This is a genomic window from Pseudomonas sp. 2995-3 (genome assembly GCF_002742565.1).
Classification (GTDB): Bacteria; Pseudomonadota; Gammaproteobacteria; order Pseudomonadales; family Pseudomonadaceae; genus Aquipseudomonas; species Aquipseudomonas edaphica.
The window spans coordinates 434104-457028 of record NZ_LJSB01000315.1; the positions used below are offsets into that span (position 1 = coordinate 434104).

The window sequence follows — 22925 nt, forward strand, 5'->3', positions numbered from 1 at the left end:
CGGTGGTGTACTGCTCTTTAGAAGAGTTTGAGGGGCTCTTCATTGAGCGCCGACAGTTGCTCACGCAACGCCAACACCTGGTCGCCCCAATACCGCTCGCTGCCAAACCACGGAAAGCTGTGGGGGAATGCCGGGTCATCCCAGCGCCGGGCCAGCCAGGCGCTGTAGTGCATCAGGCGCAAGGCGCGCAGGGGTTCGATCAAGGCCAGTTCGCGTGGGTCGAAGTCGTGGAACTCCTGGTAGCCGTCCATCAATTCCGACAGCTGGCCCAGGCATTCCTGACGGTCGCCCGCGAGCATCATCCACAGGTCCTGCACGGCCGGGCCCATGCGGCAGTCGTCCAGGTCGACGATGTGGAACATCTCGTCGCGGCACATCATGTTGCCGGGGTGGCAGTCGCCGTGCATGCGGATGTTCTTGTGTGGTGTGGCCTTGTACACCTCTTCCACGCGCTTGAGCAGGTCGCGCGCGACAGACTCGTAAGCGGGCAGCAGGCTTTTGGGAATGAAATTGCCTTCAAGCAAGGTGTTGAGGGAATCGTGACCGAAGTTCTTCACACCCAGGGCTTCGCGGTGCTCGAACGGGCGGGTGGAACCCACCGCGTGCAAACGGCCAAGCAATTGCCCGAGGCGATACAGCTGATCCAGGTTGCCCGGCTCCGGCGCCCGGCCGCCACGGCGTGGGAACAGGGTGAAGCGAAAGCCCGCGTGTTCGAACAGGCTTTCGCCGTTGTGGATCATCGGCGCAACCACCGGTACTTCGCACTCGGCCAGTTCGAAGGTGAAGCGGTGTTCTTCAAGGATCGCTTCGTTGGTCCAGCGCTGCGGGCGGTAGAACTTGGCGATCAGCGGCTCGGAGTCTTCGATGCCCACCTGATACACGCGGTTTTCGTAGCTGTTAAGCGCCAACACGCGCGCGTCGCTGAGAAAGCCGATGCTTTCGACGGCGTCGAGTACTAAATCGGGGGTGAGTGTTTCAAACGGATGGGCCATGCGAACTCCTGCGCGCAGCAGGGCGCCGCGTCCGGCCGGGTATGGTAACGCACCAACGCTGAGATAGGTGGCGACTGTGCCATTGCCATCGCAGGCAAGCCAGCTCCCACACTTGAGCGTGGAATGCGCTCAAAGGTGGGAGCTGGCTTGCCTGCGATGAGGCCCTGTCAGGCGCCGACTATCCCACCATCATCCCGCCGAATCGCCATCACCGACGAGCGCGGCTTGCCGTTTGGCAGATGCTCCGGCCAGGTCGAACCCCCGGTTTCCCCCGGATGCTGAATCCCCACAAACAGGGTCTTCTGGTCCGGCGAAAAGCTGATACCCGTGACCTCGCACGCCACCGGCCCGACCATGAAGCGGCGGATTTCCCCGGTGTTGGGGTCGGCGCACAGCATCTGGTTATTGCCCATGCCGGCGAAGTCGCCCTTGTTGCTGTAGTCGCCGTCGGTGAGGATCCACAGGCGCCCTGCCTTGTCGAACCCCAGGCCGTCGGGGCTGTTGAACATGTTTTGCGGGTTGATGTTGGACGAGCCGCCTTTTGGCGTGCCGGCATGCACACCTGGGTTGCCGGCCACCACAAACAAATCCCAGGTGAAGGTGTTGGCGCCGTGGTTATCCGCGTCGGCTTTCCAGCGCAGGATCTGGCCATACACGTTTTTCTCACGCGGATTCGGCCCGCCCACCGGCTGGCCGTCTTCACCGCGCTTGGCGTTGTTGGTGAGCGTGCAATACACCTGGCCGTCGGTGGGGCTGACCACGATCCATTCCGGGCGGTCCATGCGTGTGGCTTTCACCACACTGGCGGCCAGGCGCGCGTGGATCAGCACTTCGGCCTGGCTGGCAAACCCCGAGCTGGCGTCGATGCCGTTTTTGCCGTGGGTCAACTCGACCCATTCGCCTTTGCCCTTGGGGTGGTCGGCATTGCCGTCGCCGGCATCGAAAATCGCCACGTACAGGGTGCCGTGGTCGAGCAGGTTCTTGTTGGCTTTGGGGTTGTGGTGGTTGATCGGATCGCGGCTGACGAACTTGTAGATGAACTCGCCACGCTCGTCGTCGCCCATGTACACCACGGCGCGGCCATCACGGGTTTCTGCCAGTGCGGCGTTTTCGTGTTTGAAGCGGCCCAGGGCAGTGCGCTTGACCGGTGTGGATTGCGGGTCGAACGGGTCGATTTCCACCACCCAGCCGTGGCGATTGAGTTCGTTGGGGTTCTTGGCCATGTCGAAGCGCGGGTCGTGCAGGTGCCAATTGATCTCGCGGCTGGCGGCCACCACGCCGTAGCGTTTTTGCCCGGCGTCGAAGCTTTGTTGCGGGTTGCTGCTGCCAAAGCAGTCGGTGAAGTTCTCTTCGCAGGTCAGGTAAGTGCCCCATGGCGTCTTGCCGTTGGCGCAGTTCTGGAAGGTGCCGAGGGCTTTTTTGCCGGTTTTGTCGGCGCTGGTTTTCAGCCAGGCATGGCCGGCAGCGGGGCCACCCAGGCGGATCGGCGAGTTACCGTGGATGCGGCGGTTGTAGCGCGAGTCCTGCACGAACTGCCAGGTGTCGCCCTTGCGCCGTACCTCTATCACCGACACACCTTCGCTGGCCTGGGCCTTGCGCACGTCTTCAGCCGATTGCGGCGCGCCGCCATGGGCGTAGAGGTAGCGGTAGTTGGTGTATTCGTTGTTGATGGCCATCAGCGCACGGTTGTTGTCACCGGGGAAGGCGAACAGGCTCATGCCGTCGTTGTTGTCACCGAACTGCTGTTCCTGGGCCTTGGCAGTACCATTGCCGGACGGGTCGAAGGCTGGCGCGTTCTTGTGCAGCGGCTGGCCCCAACTGATCAGTACCGAGGCGGAGTAACCCGGCGGCAAGGTGATGGCGTCGCTGGTGGCCGCAGCGATGCTGGCAAAGCCCAGCAAGGGGCTGGCGGTGGCAGCGTTCACGGCCATTGCGCTGCGGGTGAGCAGGTTGCCACCCAGGAACATCGCGGCACCGCACAGGGCGCCGGCGCCGATAAAACGGCGGCGGGTGAGGCCGACCATCTGTTCAAGGTCGGTGGCTTGGTTTTCTTCTAATAGGCTCATTTCAGGCTCCCTGCGGTTTTTGCAGACACCTTAAGGAGCGCTCGTGACGAATTTGTTGCAGCTTAAAGATGGCGGGCGCCTAAACCGGTGTGCCGAGCAGCACATTGTTGGGTGAGAATTGCACCTGGACTTGGCCGCCTTCGACGACACCCAGTACCTGGAGCGCGGCGGGCTGCGCCAGGGCGCATAAAACCTGGCCGTTGGGCAGGGTGATGCGCACTTCGCTGGGGCCGTCATCGGCGTCGAGAATCGTCTCGATCACACCGCTCACGCAATTGTGTCCAGGTGTTGCAGCCTGCCCGATGGCGAGCAATTCCAGCCATCCGGCCTTGATCAAGGCGACCACTTCAACGCCGGTTTCCAGCTCCAGCCGCTGCGTGCTGTCGTGAGTGATCTGCGCACTCAGGCTCAAGCCGCCCGAGAGTTGCAGGCGAATCAAGTCATTGCGGCCCTGGTGTTCGATGGCGCTGACCTGGCCGTGCAGTTGGTTGCGCGCGCTGGTGCGCAACATCAGGCGACCGAGCAGGTTGAAGTCGCTCGCGTCCTCATCCGAACCCAGCACCTCTGCCTGCAACACTTGCAGGCGTTGGTACAGGCGCAGCACGCGCTCACCTTCGGCCGTCAGCTTGGCGCCGCCGCCGCCTTTGCCGCCGACGCTGCGCTCCACCAGCGGCTTTTGCGCAAGGTTGTTCAACTCGTCGATCGCATCCCACGCGGCCTTGTAACTCAGGCCAGCGCTCTTGGCCGCGCGGGTGATCGAACCCTGCTCGGCAATATGCGCCAACAGGGCGATGCGCTGGGGGCGGCGGATGATGTGTTGGCTGAGGGAGGTCGGCAGAGACATGTGGATACGCTTCGATAAGGTCAGCGGACGTTGCAGGCGCGGCGCACGCGAGTCAAGTCATGAGCCTGGTTTTGGCGTGCGGGCCAGACAGTACACATCGACCTGACGAGCGCCGGCGTCCATCAATAGGCGGGCCAGGCTGTGGGCGGTGGCGCCGGTGGTGAGTACGTCGTCCACCAGCGCAAAGTGGCGGCCCTGCACCTGGGCGCCGGGTGCCAGCGCAAACGCGGTGAGCAGGTTGCGTTGGCGGGTCTTGGCGTCGAGGGCTTGTTGCGCGACGGTTTCATGGGGGCGTAACAACAGGTGCTCATCGTGCGAGAGGTCGAGGTCTTCGCTGAGCCAGCGGGCCAACATCAACGATTGGTTGAAGCCGCGCTCACGCAGACGCTTGCGCGCCATGGGCACCGGCAGCAGGCAGTCGGGGCGGGTGAGTGCGGTGTTGTCGAAACGGTGTTGCAGATACTGGCCCAGCAAGTGTGCGAGCAGATGACCCAGTGGCCAGCGCGACTGGTGTTTGAAGCGGCTGATAAGGGTGTCGACGGGGAAACCGTAGGTCCAGGGTGCGACCACCTGTTTATAGGCAGGCGGCTTTTTTTGACAGGGGCCGCAAATCAAACCCTCCATCGGCAGGGGCAGGGCACACACCTCGCAATGCTCCAGCAGCCAGGGCAGCTCGGTTTCGCAGGCGTTGCACACAGTGTGGTTGGAGTTTGTTGCTTCATCGCAAATTAAACAGGTCTGGTTGTTTTCTAACCAAATGTAAACCTGATGTTTGTATCTGAGTTGACAGTGCATGAATCTTCCTTAAATATGCCGAGCATCCGTGTCGTGACTGACTGTGGGTATTGCGGGTATTGCCGGTATTGCCCTTCCCACAGCGTAAGCCCAAGCATAATCAAGGAATCGCCCATGAGCGCCAGCACCTCTGCCACCCTGCGTCACGATTGGTCTTTAGCCGAAGTCAAAGCGCTGTTTGTGCAACCCTTCAACGACCTGTTGTTCCAGGCGCAGACCGTACACCGCGCGCATTTCGACGCCAACCGCGTGCAGGTCTCGACCTTGCTGTCGATCAAAACCGGCGCCTGCCCGGAAGATTGCAAATATTGTCCGCAGTCGGGCCACTACAACACCGGTCTGGAAAAAGAAAAGCTGATGGAGGTGCAGAAGGTCCTCGAAGAGGCCGCTCGCGCCAAAGCCATCGGTTCGACGCGCTTCTGCATGGGCGCCGCCTGGAAGCACCCGTCGGCCAAAGACATGCCCTACGTGCTGCAGATGGTCAAAGGCGTGAAGGCCATGGGCCTGGAAACCTGCATGACCCTCGGCCGTCTCGACCAGGACCAGACCGAAGCCCTGGCCCAGGCCGGCCTGGACTACTACAACCACAACCTCGACACCTCGCCTGAGTTCTACGGCAGCATCATCACCACCCGCACTTACGGCGAGCGCCTGCAAACCCTGGCGTACGTGCGTGATTCGGGGATGAAGATCTGCTCGGGCGGCATACTCGGCATGGGCGAGTCCCTCGACGACCGCGCCAACCTGCTGATCCAACTGGCCAACCTGCCGGAGCATCCGGAGTCGGTGCCGATCAACATGCTGGTGAAAGTCGCCGGTACGCCGCTGGAAAACGCCGAAGACATCGACCCGTTTGACTTTATCCGCATGCTCGCCGTGGCGCGCATCCTGATGCCGCAATCCCATGTGCGCTTGTCGGCCGGCCGTGAAGCGATGAACGAGCAGATGCAGGCCCTGGCGTTTTTCGCCGGTGCCAACTCGATCTTCTACGGCGACAAGTTGCTGACCACCGCCAACCCGCAGGCCGACAAGGACATGCAACTGTTCTCGCGCCTGGGGATCTTGCCGGAGGCGCGTGAAGAGCACGCCGATGAAGTGCATCAGGCAGCGATTGAGCAGGCGTTGGTGGAGCAGAAGAGCAGCGAGCAGTTCTATAACGCGGTGGTTTAACGCCTCTCTCCACATTTGAAACGCAATCCAACTGTGGGAGCTGGCTTGCCTGCGATAGCGGTCTTCCAGACATATTGATACTGAATGTGCTGCCGTCATCGCAGGCAAGCCAGCTCCCACATTGGATCGGGTTCAACCTGAACTGCCGAGGCCTGCATGTCTTTTGATCTCGCCGCGCGCCTCGCTGCCCGCCGGGCCGAACACCTTTATCGCCAACGCCCTTTGCTTGAGAGCCCGCAAGGCCCGCAAGTGGTGGTGGATGGCCAACCGCTGCTGGCATTCTGCAATAACGACTACCTGGGCCTGGCCAATCACCCGCAAGTGATCGAAGCCTGGCGCGCCGGGGCGTCCCGCTGGGGCGTGGGCGGTGGCGCTTCGCACCTGGTGATCGGCCATGCCACGCCGCACCATGAACTCGAGGAAGCACTGGCCGACCTCACCGGACGCCCGCGTGCACTGCTGTTCACCACCGGCTATATGGCCAACCTAGGCGCGGTCACCGCGTTGGTGGGGCAGGGCGATACGGTGCTGGAGGACCGGCTCAACCACGCCTCGCTGCTGGACGCCGGCCTGTTGTCCGGGGCGCGTTTCAACCGCTATCTGCATAACGACGCCAGCAGCCTGGCCAAACGCCTGGAGAAGGCGACCGGCAATACGCTGGTGGTCACCGATGGTGTGTTCAGCATGGACGGCAATCTGGCCGACCTGCCTGCGCTGGCCCGTGAGGCACGCGGCAAAGGCGCCTGGTTGATGGTCGATGACGCCCATGGCTTCGGGCCGTTAGGTGCTACGGGCGGTGGAATTGTCGAGCATTTCGGCTTGAGCCAGAAAGACGTGCCGGTATTGGTCGGCACCCTCGGTAAAGCGTTCGGCACCGCCGGAGCGTTTGTGGCGGGCAGTGAAGAGCTGATCGAAAGCCTGATCCAGTTCGCCCGGCCCTACATCTACACCACCAGCCAGCCACCGGCATTGGCCTGCGCCACTTTGAAAAGCCTGGAGCTGCTGCGCACCGAGCACTGGCGGCGTGAGCACCTCAATGGCCTGATCCGCCAGTTCCGCCAGGGCGCCGAGCAGCTTGGCCTGCGGTTGATGGACAGCTTCACGTCGATCCAGCCGATCCTGATTGGCGACAGCGCCACCGCCATGCGCCTGTCGCAGATGCTGCGCGAGCGCGGCCTGATGGTGACAGCCATCCGCCCACCGACTGTGCCGGCCGGCAGTGCGCGTTTGCGCGTGACACTGACAGCGGCCCACAGCGCGGCCCAGGTGCAGCTATTGTTAAGCGCATTGGAAGCGTGTTTCCGGTTGTTAAGTATTACGGAGCCCGACCATGCGTGATCGACTGGTATTACTGCCCGGTTGGGGGCTCGGCGTTTCACCGCTGGAGCCTTTGGCTGGCGCCTTGCAGGGTTTGGACGAACACCTGCAAGTGCATATCGAACCGTTGCCGGTGCTGGCTTCCAGCGATCTGGATGAATGGCTCGACGAACTCGACGCCACACTGCCGGACAACGCCTGGTTGGGCGGCTGGTCCCTGGGCGGCATGCTCGCTTCCGAGTTGGCGGCGCGGCGCGGCGAGCGCTGCTGCGGGCTGCTGACATTGGCGAGCAACCCGTGTTTTGTCGCCCATCAAGGCTGGCCCAGTGCGATGCCTGCCGAGACGTTCGATGCGTTCCTCGCGGGTTGCCATGCCGATTCTCAGGTCACGCTCAAACGCTTTGGCCTGCTGTGTGCCAAGGGCGCTGCAGACCCGCGCGGGCTGTCGCGCCTGTTGGTCAGTGGGGCGCCGAATACGTTGTCGAGTGTGTTGATGCCTGGCCTGGAACTGCTTGCTCAACTGGATACCCGCGCCGCTTTGCAGGCGTTTCGTGGCCCGCAACTGCACCTGTTTGCGGGGTTGGACGGTTTAGTGCCCGCTGAAGCCGCGGGTGATCTATTGGCCCTGCTGCCCGATGTAGAAATCGGCCTGATTGAACAGTCCGGTCACGCTTTTCTTCTGGAAGACCCTCACGGTGTAGCGGGGGCCATCCAGGCTTTTTTGCATGAGTGTGTTGATGACTGATTTATCCCAGCCCCCACTGCCGGGCGGTTTGCCGGACAAGCGCCAGGTGGCGGCCTCGTTTTCCCGCGCAGCAGCCAGCTACGACAGCGTCGCCGAGTTGCAGCGCGCAGTCGGGCATGAGCTGTTGTCTCGCCTGCCAGCTGCCATCGCGGCCAGACGCTGGCTGGATGTGGGCTGCGGCACGGGTTATTTCAGCCGTGCACTGGGCGAACTGTTGCCAGCAAGCCAAGGCGTAGCGCTGGATATTGCCGAGGGCATGCTCAACCATGCGCGGCCTTTAGGGGGCGCGCAGCACTTTATTGCGGGGGATGCAGAACGCTTGCCGCTTGCAACTGAGAGCTTCCAGCTGCTGTTCTCCAGCCTGGCGGTGCAGTGGTGCGCGAATTTCGACGCGGTGCTCAGTGAGGCCTGTCGTGTGCTGCAACCCGGGGGCGTCTTCGCATTTGCGAGCCTGTGCGTGGGCACCCTGGACGAGTTGCGCCAAAGCTGGCGTGCGGCGGATGGCCTGGTTCACGTCAACCGCTTCCGCACCTTCGAGGCTTACCAACAGCTGTGTGCTGCCAGCGGTTTGCGGGTGCTGAGCCTGGAGCGCCAGCCTCACGTGTTGCATTACCCGGATGTGCGCAGCCTGACCCACGAACTCAAGGCGTTGGGCGCGCATAACCTCAACCCCGGTCGCCCGGGAGGGTTGACGGGGCGCGCGCGGATTGTTGCACTGGTGCACGCTTACGAGCAGTTCCGCCAGGCCCAGGGCCTGCCCGCCACGTACCAAGTGGTGTATGCCGTACTGGAGAAACCGTTATGAGCGCCGCTTATTTCATCACCGGCACCGACACCGATGTGGGCAAAACCACCATCGCCGCCGGGCTGCTGCATGCCGCGCGGCTGGCGGGTAAAAGCACCGCCGCCGGAAAACCGGTGGCCTCAGGCTGCCAGCTCACCCCAAGAGGTTTGCGCAACGCCGACGCCTTGGCACTGCTGGCCGAATGTTCGCTGCCGTTGACCTATGCCGAGGTCAACCCGGTGGCCTTTGAACCCGCGATTGCGCCGCACCTGGCCGCGCGGGAGGCGGGTGTGGCGCTCACGGTGCAATCACTGTTGAAACCGATGCAGCACATACTCGCGCAACACGCCGATTTCACCTTGATCGAAGGCGCAGGCGGCTGGCGGGTGCCGTTGGCCGATCAGGACAACCTGTCGGACCTGGCCATGGCGCTCAAGCTGCCGGTGATCCTGGTGGTGGGCGTGCGTCTGGGCTGTATCAGCCATGCGCTGCTCACCGCCGAAGCCATCGCGCGGGACGGTTTGCCGTTGGCGGGTTGGGTGGCAAATATCATCGACCCCAAGACCTCTCGTCTGGAAGAGAACCTCGCCACCCTGGCTGAGCGGTTGCCTGCGCCGTGCGTGGGGCGGGTGCCAAAGCTCAAGCAGGCCAGCGCGAAAGTGGTGGCCGAGTACCTGGAGTTGGACCTGCTTGACTGATTTTGGCTATCGATAAGGCATTATGCCATTAGTGTTTTTGACGGGCGTTTTGCCAAGATGTCTGCTTCAATTCAAGTTCACGATTCTCTAAAGGCAGGCTTACGCCATGGAAATCTCTGGAAGCAGCGCGTTTTATTCGGGGCTGAGCACTATTCAGGCCGGGCAGAACCGCGTCGACCAGGCCGCCGGCAAAATTGCCGGCGCCGCGACGACCCAGCCCTCGGACGCACAAAGTGATCGTCTACAAGCCAACGATCGCGCCCAGCCGTCCAACTCGGCGAGCAACATGGTCGAAATGGCCCAAGGCAAGTTTCAAGTGGAGCTGGGCGCGAAAGTTGCCAAGGCTTCGGATGAAATGCTTGGCACGTTGATCGATACCTACGCTTAACTTTCTATCGGCACACGCCGGCTCTTCTGTGGGAGCTGGCTTGCCTGCGATAGCATCGACTCAATCTTCCTGATATACCGCGGCGCCTGTATCGCAGGCAAGCCAGCTCCCACACAAGCCAGCTCCCACATTGTCCTGTGTCATCTCGTTGAACTTCTAAACTCCTTTTAAGCGTGGCATCCCGCCGCAGGCCTTGCCGTGCGTGGCATTGATGCGCGTCATGACAAACGGCTTCGGCGCGATGCTTGACAACCTCAGGTCGTAAACGTATGTTTCAAACACCTGTTTGACCGCCATAACAAATCCACGCGGTTGTTCATCCCAGATACATCAGCAGAGGTTTATCGCTATGCCTGACTACAAGGCCCCCTTGCGTGATATTCGCTTCGTTCGTGACGAACTGCTCGGTTATGAAGCGCACTATCAGAGCCTGCCGGCTTGCCAGGACGCTACCCCGGACATGGTTGACGCCATTCTTGAGGAAGGCGCCAAGTTCTGTGAGCAAGTGCTGGCACCGTTGAACCGCGTGGGTGACATCGAAGGGTGTACCTGGAGCGAGTCAGGCGTAAAAACCCCTACTGGTTTCAAAGAAGCCTACAAGCAGTTCGTCGAAGGCGGCTGGCCAAGCCTGGCCCACGACGTGGAGCACGGTGGCCAAGGCCTGCCGGAATCCCTGGGCCTGGCCGTGAGCGAGATGGTCGGCGCCGCCAACTGGTCGTGGGGCATGTACCCTGGCCTGTCCCACGGTGCGATGAACACCATCTCCGAGCACGGCACCCCGCAACAGCAAGACGCTTACCTGACCAAGCTGGTTTCGGGTGAGTGGACCGGCACCATGTGCCTGACCGAGCCGCACTGCGGCACCGACCTGGGCATGCTGCGCACCAAGGCCGAACCTCAGGCTGATGGTTCCTACAAAGTCTCCGGCACCAAGATCTTCATCTCGGCCGGTGAACACGACATGGCCGACAACATCGTCCATATCGTACTGGCCCGCCTGCCGGACGCACCGGCCGGCACCAAGGGTATTTCGCTGTTCATCGTGCCTAAATTCCTGCCGAACGCAGACGGCTCGATCGGCGAGCGCAATGCGGTGACCTGTGGTTCCCTGGAACACAAGATGGGCATCCACGGTAACGCCACCTGCGTGATGAACTTCGACGCGGCCACCGGTTTCCTGATCGGCCCGGCGAACAAAGGCCTGAACTGCATGTTCACCTTTATGAACACCGCTCGCCTGGGCACCGCGCTGCAAGGCTTGTCCCACGCCGAGATCGGCTTCCAGGGCGGCCTGAAATACGCTCGCGACCGCCTGCAAATGCGCTCGCTGACTGGCCCGAAAGCGCCGGACAAAGCCGCTGACCCAATCATCGTGCACCCTGACGTGCGCCGCATGCTGCTGACCATGAAAGCCTTCGCTGAAGGCAACCGTGCGATGGTGTACTTCACCGCCAAGCAAGTGGACATCGTCAAGTACGGCACCGACGACGAAGCCAAGAAGCAAGCCGACGGCCTGCTGGCGTTCATGACCCCAATCGCCAAGGCGTTCATGACCGAAGTCGGTTTTGAATCGGCCAACCACGGCGTGCAGATCTACGGCGGCCACGGCTTTATAGCCGAGTGGGGCATGGAGCAGAACGTTCGTGACAGCCGCATTTCGATGCTGTACGAAGGCACCACCGGCATCCAGGCACTCGACTTGCTGGGCCGTAAAGTGCTGATGACTCAAGGCGAAGCGCTCAAGGGCTTCACCAAGATCGTGCACAAGTTCTGCCAGGCCAACGAAGGCAACGAAGCCGTTAAGGAATTCGTTGCACCGCTGGCGGCACTGAACAAAGAGTGGGGCGAGTTGACCATGAAGGTCGGTATGGCCGCGATGAAAGACCGTGAAGAAGTCGGTGCCGCCTCGGTGGACTACCTGATGTACTCCGGCTATGCGTGCCTGGCTTACTTCTGGGCCGACATGGCACGCCTGGCTGCTGAAAAACTGGCTGCCGGCACCACCGAAGAGGCGTTCTACACCGCCAAGCTGCAGACGGCGCGCTTCTACTTCCAGCGCATCCTGCCGCGTACCCAGACCCATAAGGTCACCATGCTGTCGGGCGCCAACAACCTGATGGACATGAAAGAAGAAGACTTCGGCCTGGCTTACTAAGCCCTGCCGGTCTCCTGAAAACCGCCGCTTCTTTTGGAAGCGGCGGTTTTTTTATGTGCGGCGATAAAAAACACAGCACAGCACTCAGGGATTGCGCCTGGCTGCCGTTACAGTGATGGCAATGTGATACAGGTCACATTGAATGTGCTTAACTGTGCTCAGTGAAGGCACTGTGCCATCTTTCTGGGCGGGTCGGAGCTTTACCCTTGTCACGCGTGTCCGCTGTACGGTTCAGTCATTTTCTCCCTTCGTTGCTGCTGTTGCTGGCCGGGCTCTCGGCTGCGTATGTCAAAGACCTCAGCGTGTTCTTTACCTCGCTGTTCAATGTGCTGCCGACCTTGGTGCTGTTGCTCGGCGGCGCGTACTGCGCGGTGTATCGGCGCCAGCGTGAGCTGTTTCTGATGATCACGGTGTACGTCGTTTACTTCCTGCTTGACACCCAGACCGATTATTACCGCGATAACGGCCGCGTCCGTGAAGACGCCGCGGTGGTGTTCCATCTGTGTTGCTTGCTGTTGCCGTTGCTGTTCAGCATTTACGCGCTGTGGCAGGAGAAAACCCACCTGTTCCGCGACTTTGTGGCGCGCTGCGCCGTGCTTTTTGCGTTTGGCAGCGTAGCCCTGGCGCTTGAGCAGAGTTTCCCCCAAGCCTTGCTGAACTGGCTGGCGGAGATTCGCTGGCCGGCGCTGCATGGCAGTTGGATGAGCCTGATCCAGCTGTCGTACCCGATGTTCCTGATTGGTTTTGTCACCCTGGCGGCGCAGTACTGGTATCAGCCGCGGCCCTTGCACGCGGCGCAACTGGTGGGTTTGCTGGGGCTGTTCTGGATGTTGCCGCAAACCTTTATCCTGCCGTTCACGCTGAACATCATGTGCAGCCAGGTAATGCTGATGATTGCCGCCGGCGTGGCGCACGAGGCTTATCAGATGGCCTTTCGCGATGAACTCACCGGCTTGCCGGGGCGGCGCGCGCTCAATGAGCGCATGCAACGGTTAGGGCGCAATTATGTGTTGGCAATGAGCGACGTCGATCACTTCAAGCGCTTTAACGACACCCACGGCCACGATGTCGGTGACCAAGTGCTGCGGCTGGTGGCCAGCAAATTGTCGAAGGTCAATGGCGGTGGGCGTGCCTATCGTTATGGCGGGGAAGAGTTTGCCGTGGTGTTCGCCGGCAAGACGTTGGACGAGTGCATGCCGCACCTGGAAGAGATTCGCGAGATCATCGCCAACTACGCCATCAAGCTGCGCAACCCGGACCGTCCCCACGACGACCAGCAGGGCCGCCAACGCCGGGTGGGCAGTGGCGCCTCGAGTGTGTCGGTGACGGTCAGCATCGGCGTGGCCGAGCGCCAGGTCGAGCAGCGCACGCCTGAAGAAGTGCTCAAGTCCGCCGATCAGGCGCTCTACGCGGCCAAGGGCGCGGGGCGTAACTGCGTGGTCGCTGCCGGGCAAACCCGGCGCGGCGCGGTGCGCATGGAGAGCGCTGCCGGTTGAGTGATGGCGGTGTATTCAGCGGTTCTACAGTGATTGTTCGAGGCGATGACCGGCAGTAGGTTGAAAGTATCTGCTGCCGGAGACATTGCCATGCCTGAGTACAAAGCTCCCCTGCGCGACATGCGCTTTCTGATCGACAACGTGTTTGATTTTCACGGCCACTACGCCGCCTTGGGCGCCACCGACGCGAGCCCGGATATGGTCAGCGCGATTCTCGAAGAAGGCGCCAAATTCTGCAAAAACGTGCTGTCGCCGCTCAATCGCAGTGGCGATGAAGAAGGCTGCCACTTCGACAATGGCGTGGTCACCACGCCCAAGGGCTTCAAGGAAGCTTTCGCCCACTACGTGGAAGGCGGCTGGCATGGCGTGGCGGCTGACCCGGCTTACGGGGGCCAGGGCTTGCCGCTGTCCCTGGGCCTGGTGCTCAGCGAAATGATCGGCTCCAGCAACACCTCCTGGGGCATGTACCCGGGTCTCACCCACGGTGCAATGTCGGCGATTCACGCCCACGGCACTGAAGAACAGAAAGCCACCTACCTGACCAAACTCACCGCCGGCGAATGGACCGGCACCATGTGCCTCACCGAAGCCCACTGTGGCACTGACCTGGGTTTGATCAAGACCCGCGCCGTGCCCCAGGCGGACGGCAGTTACGCGGTCACCGGCAGCAAGATCTTTATCTCGGCCGGCGAGCACGACATGAGCGCCAATATCATTCACTTGGTGCTGGCCAAACTGCCGGACGCCCCGGCGGGCACCAAAGGTATCTCGTTGTTTATCGTGCCCAAGTTCCATGCCGATTCAGGCGAGCGCAACGCGGTGCACTGTGGTTCCATCGAGCACAAGATGGGCATCAAGGCCTCGGCCACCTGCGTGCTGAACTTTGACGGCGCCAAGGGCTTTTTGATTGGCGAGGCGAACAAGGGCCTCAATTGCATGTTCACCATGATGAACCACGCGCGCCTGGGCACTGGCATGCAGGGTTTGTGCAATGGTGAGGCGAGTTTCCAGGGCGCGATCAAATACGCCAACGACCGCCTGCAAATGCGCTCGCTGACCGGCGCCAAGGCCCCGGATAAAGCCGCCGACCCGATCATCGTGCACGCCGACGTGCGGCGCATGTTGCTGACCATGAAGGCCTTCAACGAAGGCAATCGGGCGCTGACCTACTTCACTGCCCAACTGCTCGACACCGCGCACTTGAGCAGTGACGCCGCCCAACGCCAGGAGGCCGAAGATCTGTTGGCGTTCCTCACACCTATCTGCAAAGCCTTTATGACCGAAACCGGGCTGGAGGTGACCAACCACGGTATGCAGGTGTTCGGTGGCCATGGCTACATTCGCGAATGGGGCATGGAGCAACTGGCGCGTGATGCGCGGATTGCGCCGATCTATGAAGGCACTAATGGCATCCAGGCGCTCGACTTGCTGGGCCGTAAGGTACTGGGCAGCCAGGGCAAGTTGCTGCGCGGGTTTACCAAACTTGTGCATAAGTTCTGCGCGGCGAATGCCGAGCACCCGCAGCTCAAGGCCCAGGTTGAGCAGCTCAACCAACTGAACCAGCAATGGGGCGAGCTGACGATGAAGGTCGGCATGGCTGCCATGAAAAACCCGGATGAAGTGGGCGCGGCGGCGGTGGATTACTTGATGTACAGCGGTTACATCATTCTGGCGTACCTGTGGTTGCGCATGGCCATTGCGGCCCAATCGCATGACGACGCAGCGTTCGCCCAAGCTAAATTGGCCACCTGCGATTTCTACTTCAAGCGCTTGTTGCCGCGCACTGCAACGCACCGCGCCGCTGTGGAGGCGGGCAGTGAGTGCCTGATGAGCTTGCCTGCGCAGTTGTTTGCGCTTTAGGCGCGATTGATTCACTGCGGTCAAACTGTGGGAGCTGGCTTGCCTGCGATGGCATCAACTCGGTGTAACTGATAAACCGAGGTGCCCGCATCGCAGGCAAGCCAGCTCCCACAGAAGTCCATATTGGATTCGTGATGTGACCATTAAATACCTAATGGTCACTAACGGACCCTATGTGTCTCAAATGTTGTTCGGTTACACTCGAAGCCTGTAAAACCGATCCTATCGAATCACTTTTCCTGTTCTCACGAGGTTTGCCATGGCTGATTACAAAGCGCCGCTGCGTGATATGCGCTTCGTCCTCAACGAAGTTTTTGAGGTCGCCAACACCTGGGCCCAATTGCCGGCATTGGCAGACACCGTAGATGCCGAAACCGTTGAGGCAATCCTTGAAGAAGCCGGCAAGGTCACGGCCAAATCCATCGCGCCGCTCAGCCGTAATGGCGACGAGCAAGGTTGCCGTTGGGCGGACACTGCCGTCAGCACGCCGGATGGTTTCCCACAGGCTTATAAGACCTACGCCGAAGGTGGCTGGGTGGGCGTCGGCGGCGACCCGATCTTCGGCGGCATGGGCATGCCCAAGGCCGTCTCGGCGCAGGTTGAAGAGATGATCAACTCATCGAGCCTGGCGTTTGGCCTTTACCCGATGCTGACCTCCGGCGCCTGCGTCTCCATCAACACCCACGCCAGCGAAGCGCTCAAGGCTACCTACCTGCCGAAAATGTATTCGGGTGAGTGGGCAGGTTCCATGTGCCTGACGGAAGCGCACGCCGGGACTGACCTGGGCATTATCCGCACCAAGGCTGAGCCTCAGGCGGACGGGTCCTACACCATCAGTGGCACCAAGATCTTTATCACCGGCGGCGAGCATGACCTCACCGACAACATCATCCACCTGGTGCTGGCCAAACTGCCGGATGCACCGGCCGGGCCAAAGGGCATTTCGCTGTTTCTGGTGCCGAAGTTCATGGTCAATGCCAACGGCAGCCTGGGCGCGCGCAACCCGGTGAGCTGCGGCTCCATCGAACACAAGATGGGCATCCAGGCATCCGCGACCTGCGTGATGAACTTCGATGAAGCCGTGGGTTACCTGGTGGGCGAGCCGAACCGTGGGTTGGCGGCGATGTTCACCATGATGAACTACGAGCGTTTGGGTGTGGGTATCCAGGGCCTGGCGTCGGGTGAGCGCTCTTATCAAAACGCGATTGAATACGCGCGCGACCGTCTGCAAAGCCGCTCGCCGACCGGCGCCCAGGCCAAGGACAAAGTGGCCGACCCGATCATCGTGCACCCGGATGTGCGCCGCATGTTGCTGACCATGAAAGCCTCGAACGAAGGCGGTCGTGCGTTCTCCACCTATGTGGCCACGCAATTGGACATCGCCAAGTTCAGTGAAGATGCCGCCGCTCGCGAACGTGCAGACAACCTGGTGGCGCTGCTGACACCTGTTGCCAAGGCCTTCCTCAGCGACCTTGGCCTGGAAACCACCGTGCTCGGCCAGCAGATCTTTGGCGGCCACGGCTACATCCGCGAGTGGGGCCAGGAGCAGTTGGTGCGGGATGTGCGCATCACGCAGATCTACGAAGGCACCAACGGCATTCAAGCGCTGGACTTGATGGGGCGCAAGATCGTTGGCAGTGGCGGGGCGTTCTACACCTTGTTCGCTGACGAGATCCGCCAGTTCATCGCGGCTTCAGGCGCCGAGTTGAGCGAGTTCACCCAACCGCTCAGCGCTGCCGTGGATAACCTGGATGAGTTGACCGCCTGGGTGCTGGACCGCGCCAAGACCAACCCGAATGAAATCGGCGCGGCTTCGGTTGAGTACCTGCACGCCTTTGGCTACATGGCCTATGCCTATATGTGGGCGCGCATGGCCAAGGCCGCGCAGGGCAAAGAGGCTGAAGAAGACTTCTACGCCAGCAAGCTGGGTACCGCGCGCTTCTACTTTGCCCGCCTGCTGCCGCGCATTCATTCACTGAGTGCGTCGGTAAAAGCCGGTAGTGAATCATTGTTTTTGCTGGATGAAGCACTGTTTTAAGGGCTTGGAGGGCGTGTAAGCATTCTCTTACATGACGTGCTGCTATTCGTCCTCTATCGCCAAATTGGATCCACGGATAATCTACTTCACATGGACGTCGCGCAGGAAGCGCAAAGCAACAACACGGACACGTAGGATTCTGCCAGGATGGCGGAGTGAAATGGATGTCAGGGAAACAGTCTGCAAAGCCCCGCTTCGGCGGGGTTTTCTTTTGCCCGCGAAAAAGTCAGGCGCCTGCCTGTGGGGTATTCATTACGTCTTCGAGCAGGGTGCGCAACAACGCCACCGTCGCTTGTTGGCGCTGCACATCGCGGCACACCAACCCCACTTTCAGCGGCACCCTGGGTTCACTCAAGGGCTTCCACAGCAGTGCCTTGCTGTTGTGTTCATCCTGGGAGCGCCCCGGCAATACGGTGGCGAGCTGGGTATGAGGCAGGCTGTCGAGAATCCCTGCCATCGTATTCAACTCCGCCTGCACTTGTGGCCGTCGTCCTAAATTGGATAACTGGCCTTGCCAGATCTGGCGCACCTGAAACTCTTCCCCCAACAGCAGCATCGGCAACTCCGCCGCCTGTTTCAGCGAGACTTTCTTGAATTCCCGCAATGGATGGTCTTCGGGGATGACGACCTTCAGTTCATCTTCGTACAGCAACACGCCGGTTAACCCCGGCTGACGGGGAGGCAAGTAGCTGATGCCGATATCCAGCGAACCGTTGAGCAAACGCCGCTCAATTTCAATCCCGGTCAACTCATAGATCTGCACCACCAGATGCGGTTGGGCTTTGCGCACGCGCTCGAGCATCTGCGGGACCAGGCTGGTGTGCACGGTTTGCAGCACGCCAATGGCCAAGGTGCGCATCGCTTGGCCCTTGAAGTTGCGCAAGGCCTCGACGGCTTGCTGCATGCCGTCGATCAGCGGCAAGGCGTGGTTGTACAAGGTGTGTGCCGCCAGTGTCGGCAACAGGCGCTTGCTGCTGCGCTCGAACAGGCTGACATCCAGGTTCTGCTCCAGCTGGCGAATCTGTTGCGACAAGGCCGGTTGCGAGATCGACAAACGCTCGGCGGCACGGCCCACGTGGCCTTCCTCATACACCGCGACGAAATAACGCAGTTGCTTGAAATCCATAAGACTTACTTATCGAAAAAGCTGGAAAATCGAAATGGCCGATGGCCCCTCGGACGCCTAGTCTAGCGCCTATTCGCAGGGCTTACAGGGCCGGATCGGGCAATGAACAGCGTTTATGTTGATAGCATTTACATAGGCAAGGCAAAAAACCTCAAGGGTGTGTTTGTACGGGGCGTCGACCAAGGCCCGGTTGCTATTGGGGGTGAGCTGTGAATCTGTTTCGTCGCCCTGCGCCGAGCCTGGACGATTTGATCGTGAACGCGCGCCATGACGGCTTCAGTAAATCCCTGATGCCGACTGTGGCAAGGCCCGCGCAGGTGTTTGTGCGTGGCCAGGGCTCCTGGCTCTGGGACAGCGACGAGCGCGCCTATCTGGATTTCAGCCAGGGCAGCGCCGCCAACAGCCTCGGTCATAGCCCGCAGGTATTGATCAAAGCCCTGGCCGATCAGACTCATATGCTGATCAACCCTGGCAACGGCCTGCACAACCGCGCCCAACTGAACCTCGTCGATCGGCTGTGCGATCACACCGGCAGCGACCAGGGTTACCTGCTCAACAGCGGCTCGGAAGCCTGTGAAGCCGCGATCAAACTGGCGCGTAAATGGGGTCAGCTGCATCGCGGTGGTGCCTATCACATCATCAGCGCCAGCAGCGGTTGTCATGGTCGAAGCTTTGCGGCATTGGCAGCCTCGGCTAATGCTGGCGGCAACCGTTTTGAGCCGCAACTATCGGGCTTCAGCCATGTGCCCTTCAACGATTTGCCGGCGCTGCATGCAGCCGTCGATGCCCAAACAGTTGCCATCATGTTGGAGCCGATCCAGGGTGAAGCTGGCGTCATTCCCGCTACCGAGCACTATTTGAAGGGCGTCGAGCGCCTGTGCCGCGAACTGGGGATCCTGCTGATCCTCGATGAAGTGCAAACCGGCATTGGCCGTTGCGGCAGCCTGCTGGCTGAACAACAGTACGGCGTGCGTGCCGACATCATCACCCTCGGCAAAGGCTTGGGCGGCGGTGTGCCGTTGGCGGCGTTGCTGGCGCGCGGCAAGGCTTGTTGTTTCGAAGCGGGGGAACTGGAGGGTACGCATCACGGCAATGCTTTGATGGCGTCTGCCGGTACAGCCGTACTCGACGTCGTGTTGGAAAGCGGTTTTCTTGAACAGGTACGCGAATCCGGCCTGTACCTGGGAGAAGGCCTTGCCCGGCTGGCCTATCGATACGGCCATGGGCAACTACGCGGCAACGGACTCCTGTGGGGCCTGACGCTGTCAGATGATTCTGCGGATGCGGTGGTAAAGGCTGCATTGCACGAACACTTGCTCCTGACCGCGCCGAAACCCGACTGTTTGCGTTTTACTCCAGCCTTGAACATCAGCAAAAGCCACATCGACGAAATGCTCCTGCGCCTGGCGCGCGCGTTCTCCCGCGTGCGTACCGCCCAACTGCAATGTCGCAAGGGCATCGCCGTTTAACCTCTTATTCCTGAACCGTCTCGCGGCATACGCGGCGCCTCCAGCCTGATTCTTTTGGCTGGGGGCGTTTTTTTGTTCGTGAAATTTTTGGATTGAAAACGTTGATTGAGCATCCGTGAAAACAATGGCTTTATCAGTCAAAAAGATTTGATTCGGTTTCGGGCGATGGCAAAAACTTATGAAAGCTTAAACGACACACAAGTCCAGCAATTACTGGATTTAAGGGAGTTTGTGGAGATTCATCATGATCAAAAAATATGAAAGTGAAGCGCTGGAGTCGATTCATAAATCTGCCGTAGCACTTCATTCAATTGGAGCAATCAGCAAAACCACCCTCCGAGAATATGACGAAGCGTGCTTATCGACCGTCCCTGAACAAATTCCGGCCGAGCAGATCAAGCAGCTGCGTGAAAGCAGTCATGTCAGTCAGCCCGTTTTCGCTCGCTACCTCAACACCAGCGCCTCCACCGTGAAAAAGTGGGAGTCCGGCGAAAAACAACCCAGCGGCATGGCGCTCAAGTTACTGAGCATCGTACAGAAACACGGCCTGGAGATTCTGGCCTGAAGATGGCCCAATGCCAGATCCCACTGAACCCTCACGAACGCCCAAGGTCGATTAGCTACACGGCTCACACGAGCCGATTTTTTGGAGCTTACCCATGGACATCATTCGTATCATCATCGCTATCCTGCTGCCGCCACTGGGTGTGTTCCTGCAAGTGGGTTTCGGCGGGGCGTTCTGGCTGAATATCCTGCTGACCCTGTGCGGTTACTTCCCCGGCATCATCCACGCGGTGTACATCATCGCCAAGCGCTGAGGCCGTCAGCCTTTTGCAATGAGCCGTGAGTTGCGCTCGTTGCGAAAGGCCAACTGCTCGATGGTCTGGGTGGCATGCTCGGCTTCTTCCCGCGCCTTGAGGATGATGCCGTGCTGCTCGGACTTGCTGCACACCGGGTCGGCATTGCTCGCGTCGCCCGTGAGCATGAACGCCTGGCAACGGCAGCCGCCGAAGTCCTTTTCCTTTTCATCGCATGAACGGCACGGCTCGGGCATCCAGTCGTAGCCGCGAAAGCGGTTGAAGCCAAACGAGTCGTACCAGATGTGCTGCATGCTGTGGTCGCGCACATTGGGAAATTGCACCGGCATCTGTCGGGCGCCGTGGCAAGGCAGGGCGGTGCCGTCCGGAGTCACTGTCAGAAAGATGCTGCCCCAGCCGTTCATGCAGGCTTTCGGGCGTTCCTCGTAGTAATCCGGTGTCACGAATATCAGCTTGCACGGGTGGCCTTCGGCTTCGAGCTTGGCGCGGTATTCGTTGGTGATGCGTTCGGCGCGTACCAGTTGTTCCTGGGTCGGCAGCAAGCCCACACGGTTGAGTTGCGCCCAGCCGTAGAACTGGCAAGTGGCGAGTTCGACGAAGTCTGCCTCCAGTGCGATGCATAGTTCGATAATGCGGTCGATCTTGTCGATATTGTGCCGATGGGTAACGAAATTCAGCACCATCGGATAGCCGTGGGCCTTCACCGCGCGGGCCATTTCCAGCTTTTGCGCGAAGGCTTTTTTCGAGCCGGCGAGCAGGTTGTTCACCTGTTCATCGCTGGCCTGGAAGCTGATCTGGATGTGGTCCAGGCCCGCCTTCTTGAAGTCGCTGATCTTCTGCTCGGTGAGACCGATGCCCGAGGTGATCAGGTTAGTGTAGAAACCCAGCTTGCGCGCCTCGGCGATCAGTTCGGCAAGGTCCTGGCGCACCAGCGGTTCACCGCCGGAAAACCCCAGTTGCGCGGCGCCCATTTCCCGCGCTTCGCGAAACACCTTGATCCACTGCTCAGTGCTCAGCTCTTTACCCTGCTCGGCAAAATCCAGCGGGTTGGAGCAATACGGGCACTGCAACGGGCAGCGATAAGTCAGCTCGGCGAGCAGCCACAGTGGCAGGCCGATCGGTGGCTTTTCAGGCAAGTTCGATCCAGTGCTCAGCACGGGCGACCTCCATGAAATCCTCAATGTCTTTACCGAGTTCAGGCACGCCGGGGAATTGTTTATCCAGCTCGGCGATGATGGCGGCCACGTCGCGCTCGCCGTCGATCAGCCCGCCGATCAAGGCGGCGCTGTCGTTGAGCTTGATCATGCCTTCGGGGTAGAGCAACACGTGGCCTTTTTGCGCGGGCTCGTACTGGAAACGATAGCCCTGGCGCCAGGTTGGTGTTTTGCTGCGATCAAAGCTCATAGGGTGATCCCTTTATGCCAGACCCGCTGCTCGGTCACGCTGTGATACGGCGGGCGTTTGAGTTCGTAGGCCATGCTCATGGCATCCAGCATGCTCCACAGAATGTCGAGTTTGAACTGCAGGATTTCCAGCATGCGTTCCTGGCCTTCGCGAGTGGTGTAGTGCTGCAGCGTGATCGCCAAACCATGCTCTACGTCGCGACGGGCCTGGCCGAGGCGGGTGCGGAAATACTCATAACCGGCCGGATCGATCCACGGGTAGTGCTGCGGCCAGCTGTCGAGGCGCGACTGGTGGATCTGCGGCGCAAACAGTTCGGTCAGCGAGCTGCTGGCAGCTTCCTGCCAGCTGGCGCGGCGGGCAAAGTTGACGTAGGCATCCACCGCAAACCGTACGCCGGGCAGTACCAGCTCCTGGGAGCGCAACTGGTCGGGGTCGAGGCCGACGGCCTGGCCCAGGCGCAGCCAGGCTTCAATACCGCCGTCTTCACCGGGCGCGCCGTCGTGGTCGAGCAGACGCTGGATCCACTCACGGCGGATCTCACGGTCGGGGCAGTTGGCCAGGATCGCAGCGTCTTTGAGCGGGATGTTCACCTGATAGTAGAAACGGTTGGCGACCCAGCCCTGAATCTGCTCGCGGGTGGCGCGGCCTTCATACATCGCCACGTGGTACGGGTGATGGATATGGTAGAACGCGCCCTTGGCCCGCAGGGCGGCTTCGAACTCGGCGGTGGTCAACGGTGTGTCAGTCACTTCGTCTGCTC

The 22925-nt window shown here is 60.7% G+C and carries 21 protein-coding genes; 13 read left to right on the forward strand and 8 right to left on the reverse strand.

Features of this window, described 5'->3' with window-relative positions; genetic code table 11:
• Positions 1 to 17: 17 nt before the first annotated feature.
• The 4 genes from AOA62_RS29165 to AOA62_RS29180 all read right to left on the reverse strand — a co-directional run bounded on the left by AOA62_RS29165 (position 18) and on the right by AOA62_RS29180 (position 4697).
• Positions 18 to 992 (reverse strand): serine/threonine protein kinase, encoded by a 975-nt coding sequence (locus tag AOA62_RS29165; protein ID WP_017138020.1) that lies wholly within the window; start codon positions 990 to 992, stop codon positions 18 to 20.
• Between the two features lie 167 nt (positions 993 to 1159).
• Positions 1160 to 3058 (reverse strand): PhoX family phosphatase, encoded by a 1899-nt coding sequence (locus AOA62_RS29170; RefSeq protein WP_017138021.1) that lies wholly within the window; start codon positions 3056 to 3058, stop codon positions 1160 to 1162.
• 79 nt (positions 3059 to 3137) lie between these two features.
• Positions 3138 to 3902, reverse strand: coding sequence for a TOBE domain-containing protein (locus AOA62_RS29175; protein WP_017138022.1), 765 nt, complete (start codon positions 3900 to 3902; stop codon positions 3138 to 3140).
• A 57-nt stretch (positions 3903 to 3959) separates the two neighbouring features.
• Entirely contained in the window at positions 3960 to 4697 is a 738-nt protein-coding gene (locus AOA62_RS29180) for a ComF family protein (RefSeq protein WP_099550403.1), read from the reverse strand.
• A 114-nt stretch (positions 4698 to 4811) separates the two neighbouring features.
• Here AOA62_RS29180 and bioB point away from each other — a divergent pair, with 114 nt between their 5' ends.
• The 10 genes from bioB (at position 4812) to AOA62_RS29235 (ending at position 17348) form a co-directional block, all read left to right on the forward strand.
• Positions 4812 to 5867 carry a biotin synthase BioB gene (gene bioB, locus AOA62_RS29185; RefSeq protein WP_017138024.1) on the forward strand — a complete coding sequence of 352 codons (1056 nt, stop codon included), beginning with the start codon at positions 4812 to 4814 and terminating at the stop codon, positions 5865 to 5867.
• Between the two features lie 156 nt (positions 5868 to 6023).
• Complete coding sequence (gene bioF, locus AOA62_RS29190) at positions 6024 to 7205, forward strand: 8-amino-7-oxononanoate synthase (RefSeq protein WP_099550404.1); 1182 nt, start codon at positions 6024 to 6026, stop codon at positions 7203 to 7205.
• A complete protein-coding gene (locus tag AOA62_RS29195) occupies positions 7198 to 7929 on the forward strand; it encodes an alpha/beta fold hydrolase (RefSeq protein ID WP_099550405.1) in 732 nt (243 codons plus the stop codon). The genes bioF and AOA62_RS29195 overlap by 8 nt, the downstream gene beginning before the upstream one ends.
• Positions 7922 to 8734 carry a malonyl-ACP O-methyltransferase BioC gene (gene bioC / locus AOA62_RS29200; RefSeq protein WP_017138027.1) on the forward strand — a complete coding sequence of 271 codons (813 nt, stop codon included), beginning with the start codon at positions 7922 to 7924 and terminating at the stop codon, positions 8732 to 8734. Before AOA62_RS29195 ends, bioC begins: the two co-directional genes overlap by 8 nt.
• Positions 8731 to 9411 (forward strand): dethiobiotin synthase, encoded by a 681-nt coding sequence (gene bioD, locus AOA62_RS29205; RefSeq protein WP_099550406.1) that lies wholly within the window; start codon positions 8731 to 8733, stop codon positions 9409 to 9411. The genes bioC and bioD overlap by 4 nt, the downstream gene beginning before the upstream one ends.
• Before the next feature lie 106 nt (positions 9412 to 9517).
• Positions 9518 to 9799 carry a hypothetical protein gene (locus AOA62_RS29210; protein WP_017138029.1) on the forward strand — a complete coding sequence of 94 codons (282 nt, stop codon included), beginning with the start codon at positions 9518 to 9520 and terminating at the stop codon, positions 9797 to 9799.
• Positions 9800 to 10148: 349 nt separating this feature from the next.
• The gene (locus AOA62_RS29215; RefSeq protein WP_017138032.1) at positions 10149 to 11954 is read left to right on the forward strand and encodes a phenylacyl-CoA dehydrogenase; all 1806 of its coding nucleotides are present in this window, start codon (positions 10149 to 10151) and stop codon (positions 11952 to 11954) included.
• Positions 11955 to 12160: 206 nt separating this feature from the next.
• Positions 12161 to 13450, forward strand: a complete 1290-nt coding sequence (locus AOA62_RS29220) for a diguanylate cyclase (RefSeq protein WP_017138033.1) — start codon at positions 12161 to 12163, stop codon at positions 13448 to 13450.
• 90 nt (positions 13451 to 13540) lie between these two features.
• On the forward strand, positions 13541 to 15310 hold the full coding sequence (locus AOA62_RS29225; protein ID WP_099550407.1) for an acyl-CoA dehydrogenase C-terminal domain-containing protein: 1770 nt from the start codon (positions 13541 to 13543) through the stop codon (positions 15308 to 15310).
• A gap of 259 nt (positions 15311 to 15569) precedes the next feature.
• The gene (locus tag AOA62_RS29235) at positions 15570 to 17348 is read left to right on the forward strand and encodes an acyl-CoA dehydrogenase C-terminal domain-containing protein (RefSeq protein WP_099550409.1); all 1779 of its coding nucleotides are present in this window, start codon (positions 15570 to 15572) and stop codon (positions 17346 to 17348) included.
• 226 nt (positions 17349 to 17574) lie between these two features.
• On the opposite strand, the gene AOA62_RS29240 is transcribed toward AOA62_RS29235, so the two are convergent.
• The gene (locus AOA62_RS29240; protein WP_099550410.1) at positions 17575 to 18474 is read right to left on the reverse strand and encodes a LysR family transcriptional regulator; all 900 of its coding nucleotides are present in this window, start codon (positions 18472 to 18474) and stop codon (positions 17575 to 17577) included.
• A gap of 209 nt (positions 18475 to 18683) precedes the next feature.
• Between AOA62_RS29240 and AOA62_RS29245 the strand changes: the two genes are divergently transcribed.
• From AOA62_RS29245 to AOA62_RS29255, 3 genes are all read left to right on the forward strand, one after another.
• A complete protein-coding gene (locus tag AOA62_RS29245; protein WP_017138038.1) occupies positions 18684 to 19943 on the forward strand; it encodes an aspartate aminotransferase family protein in 1260 nt (419 codons plus the stop codon).
• A gap of 244 nt (positions 19944 to 20187) precedes the next feature.
• A complete protein-coding gene (locus tag AOA62_RS29250; protein WP_099550411.1) occupies positions 20188 to 20508 on the forward strand; it encodes a DNA-binding transcriptional regulator in 321 nt (106 codons plus the stop codon).
• A gap of 94 nt (positions 20509 to 20602) precedes the next feature.
• Complete coding sequence (locus AOA62_RS29255) at positions 20603 to 20761, forward strand: YqaE/Pmp3 family membrane protein (protein WP_003194776.1); 159 nt, start codon at positions 20603 to 20605, stop codon at positions 20759 to 20761.
• A gap of 5 nt (positions 20762 to 20766) precedes the next feature.
• On the opposite strand, the gene pqqE is transcribed toward AOA62_RS29255, so the two are convergent.
• From pqqE to pqqC, 3 genes are read right to left on the reverse strand one after another with little or no spacing between them, the layout of a single operon-like run.
• A complete protein-coding gene (gene pqqE, locus AOA62_RS29260; RefSeq protein WP_026013776.1) occupies positions 20767 to 21918 on the reverse strand; it encodes a pyrroloquinoline quinone biosynthesis protein PqqE in 1152 nt (383 codons plus the stop codon).
• Positions 21890 to 22165: a pyrroloquinoline quinone biosynthesis peptide chaperone PqqD gene (gene pqqD / locus AOA62_RS29265; RefSeq protein ID WP_099550412.1), complete on the reverse strand. Its 276-nt coding sequence runs from the start codon at positions 22163 to 22165 to the stop codon at positions 21890 to 21892. Before pqqD ends, pqqE begins: the two co-directional genes overlap by 29 nt.
• The gene (gene pqqC, locus AOA62_RS29270) at positions 22162 to 22914 is read right to left on the reverse strand and encodes a pyrroloquinoline-quinone synthase PqqC (RefSeq protein WP_017138042.1); all 753 of its coding nucleotides are present in this window, start codon (positions 22912 to 22914) and stop codon (positions 22162 to 22164) included. The genes pqqD and pqqC overlap by 4 nt, the downstream gene beginning before the upstream one ends.
• Positions 22915 to 22925: the final 11 nt, after the last annotated feature.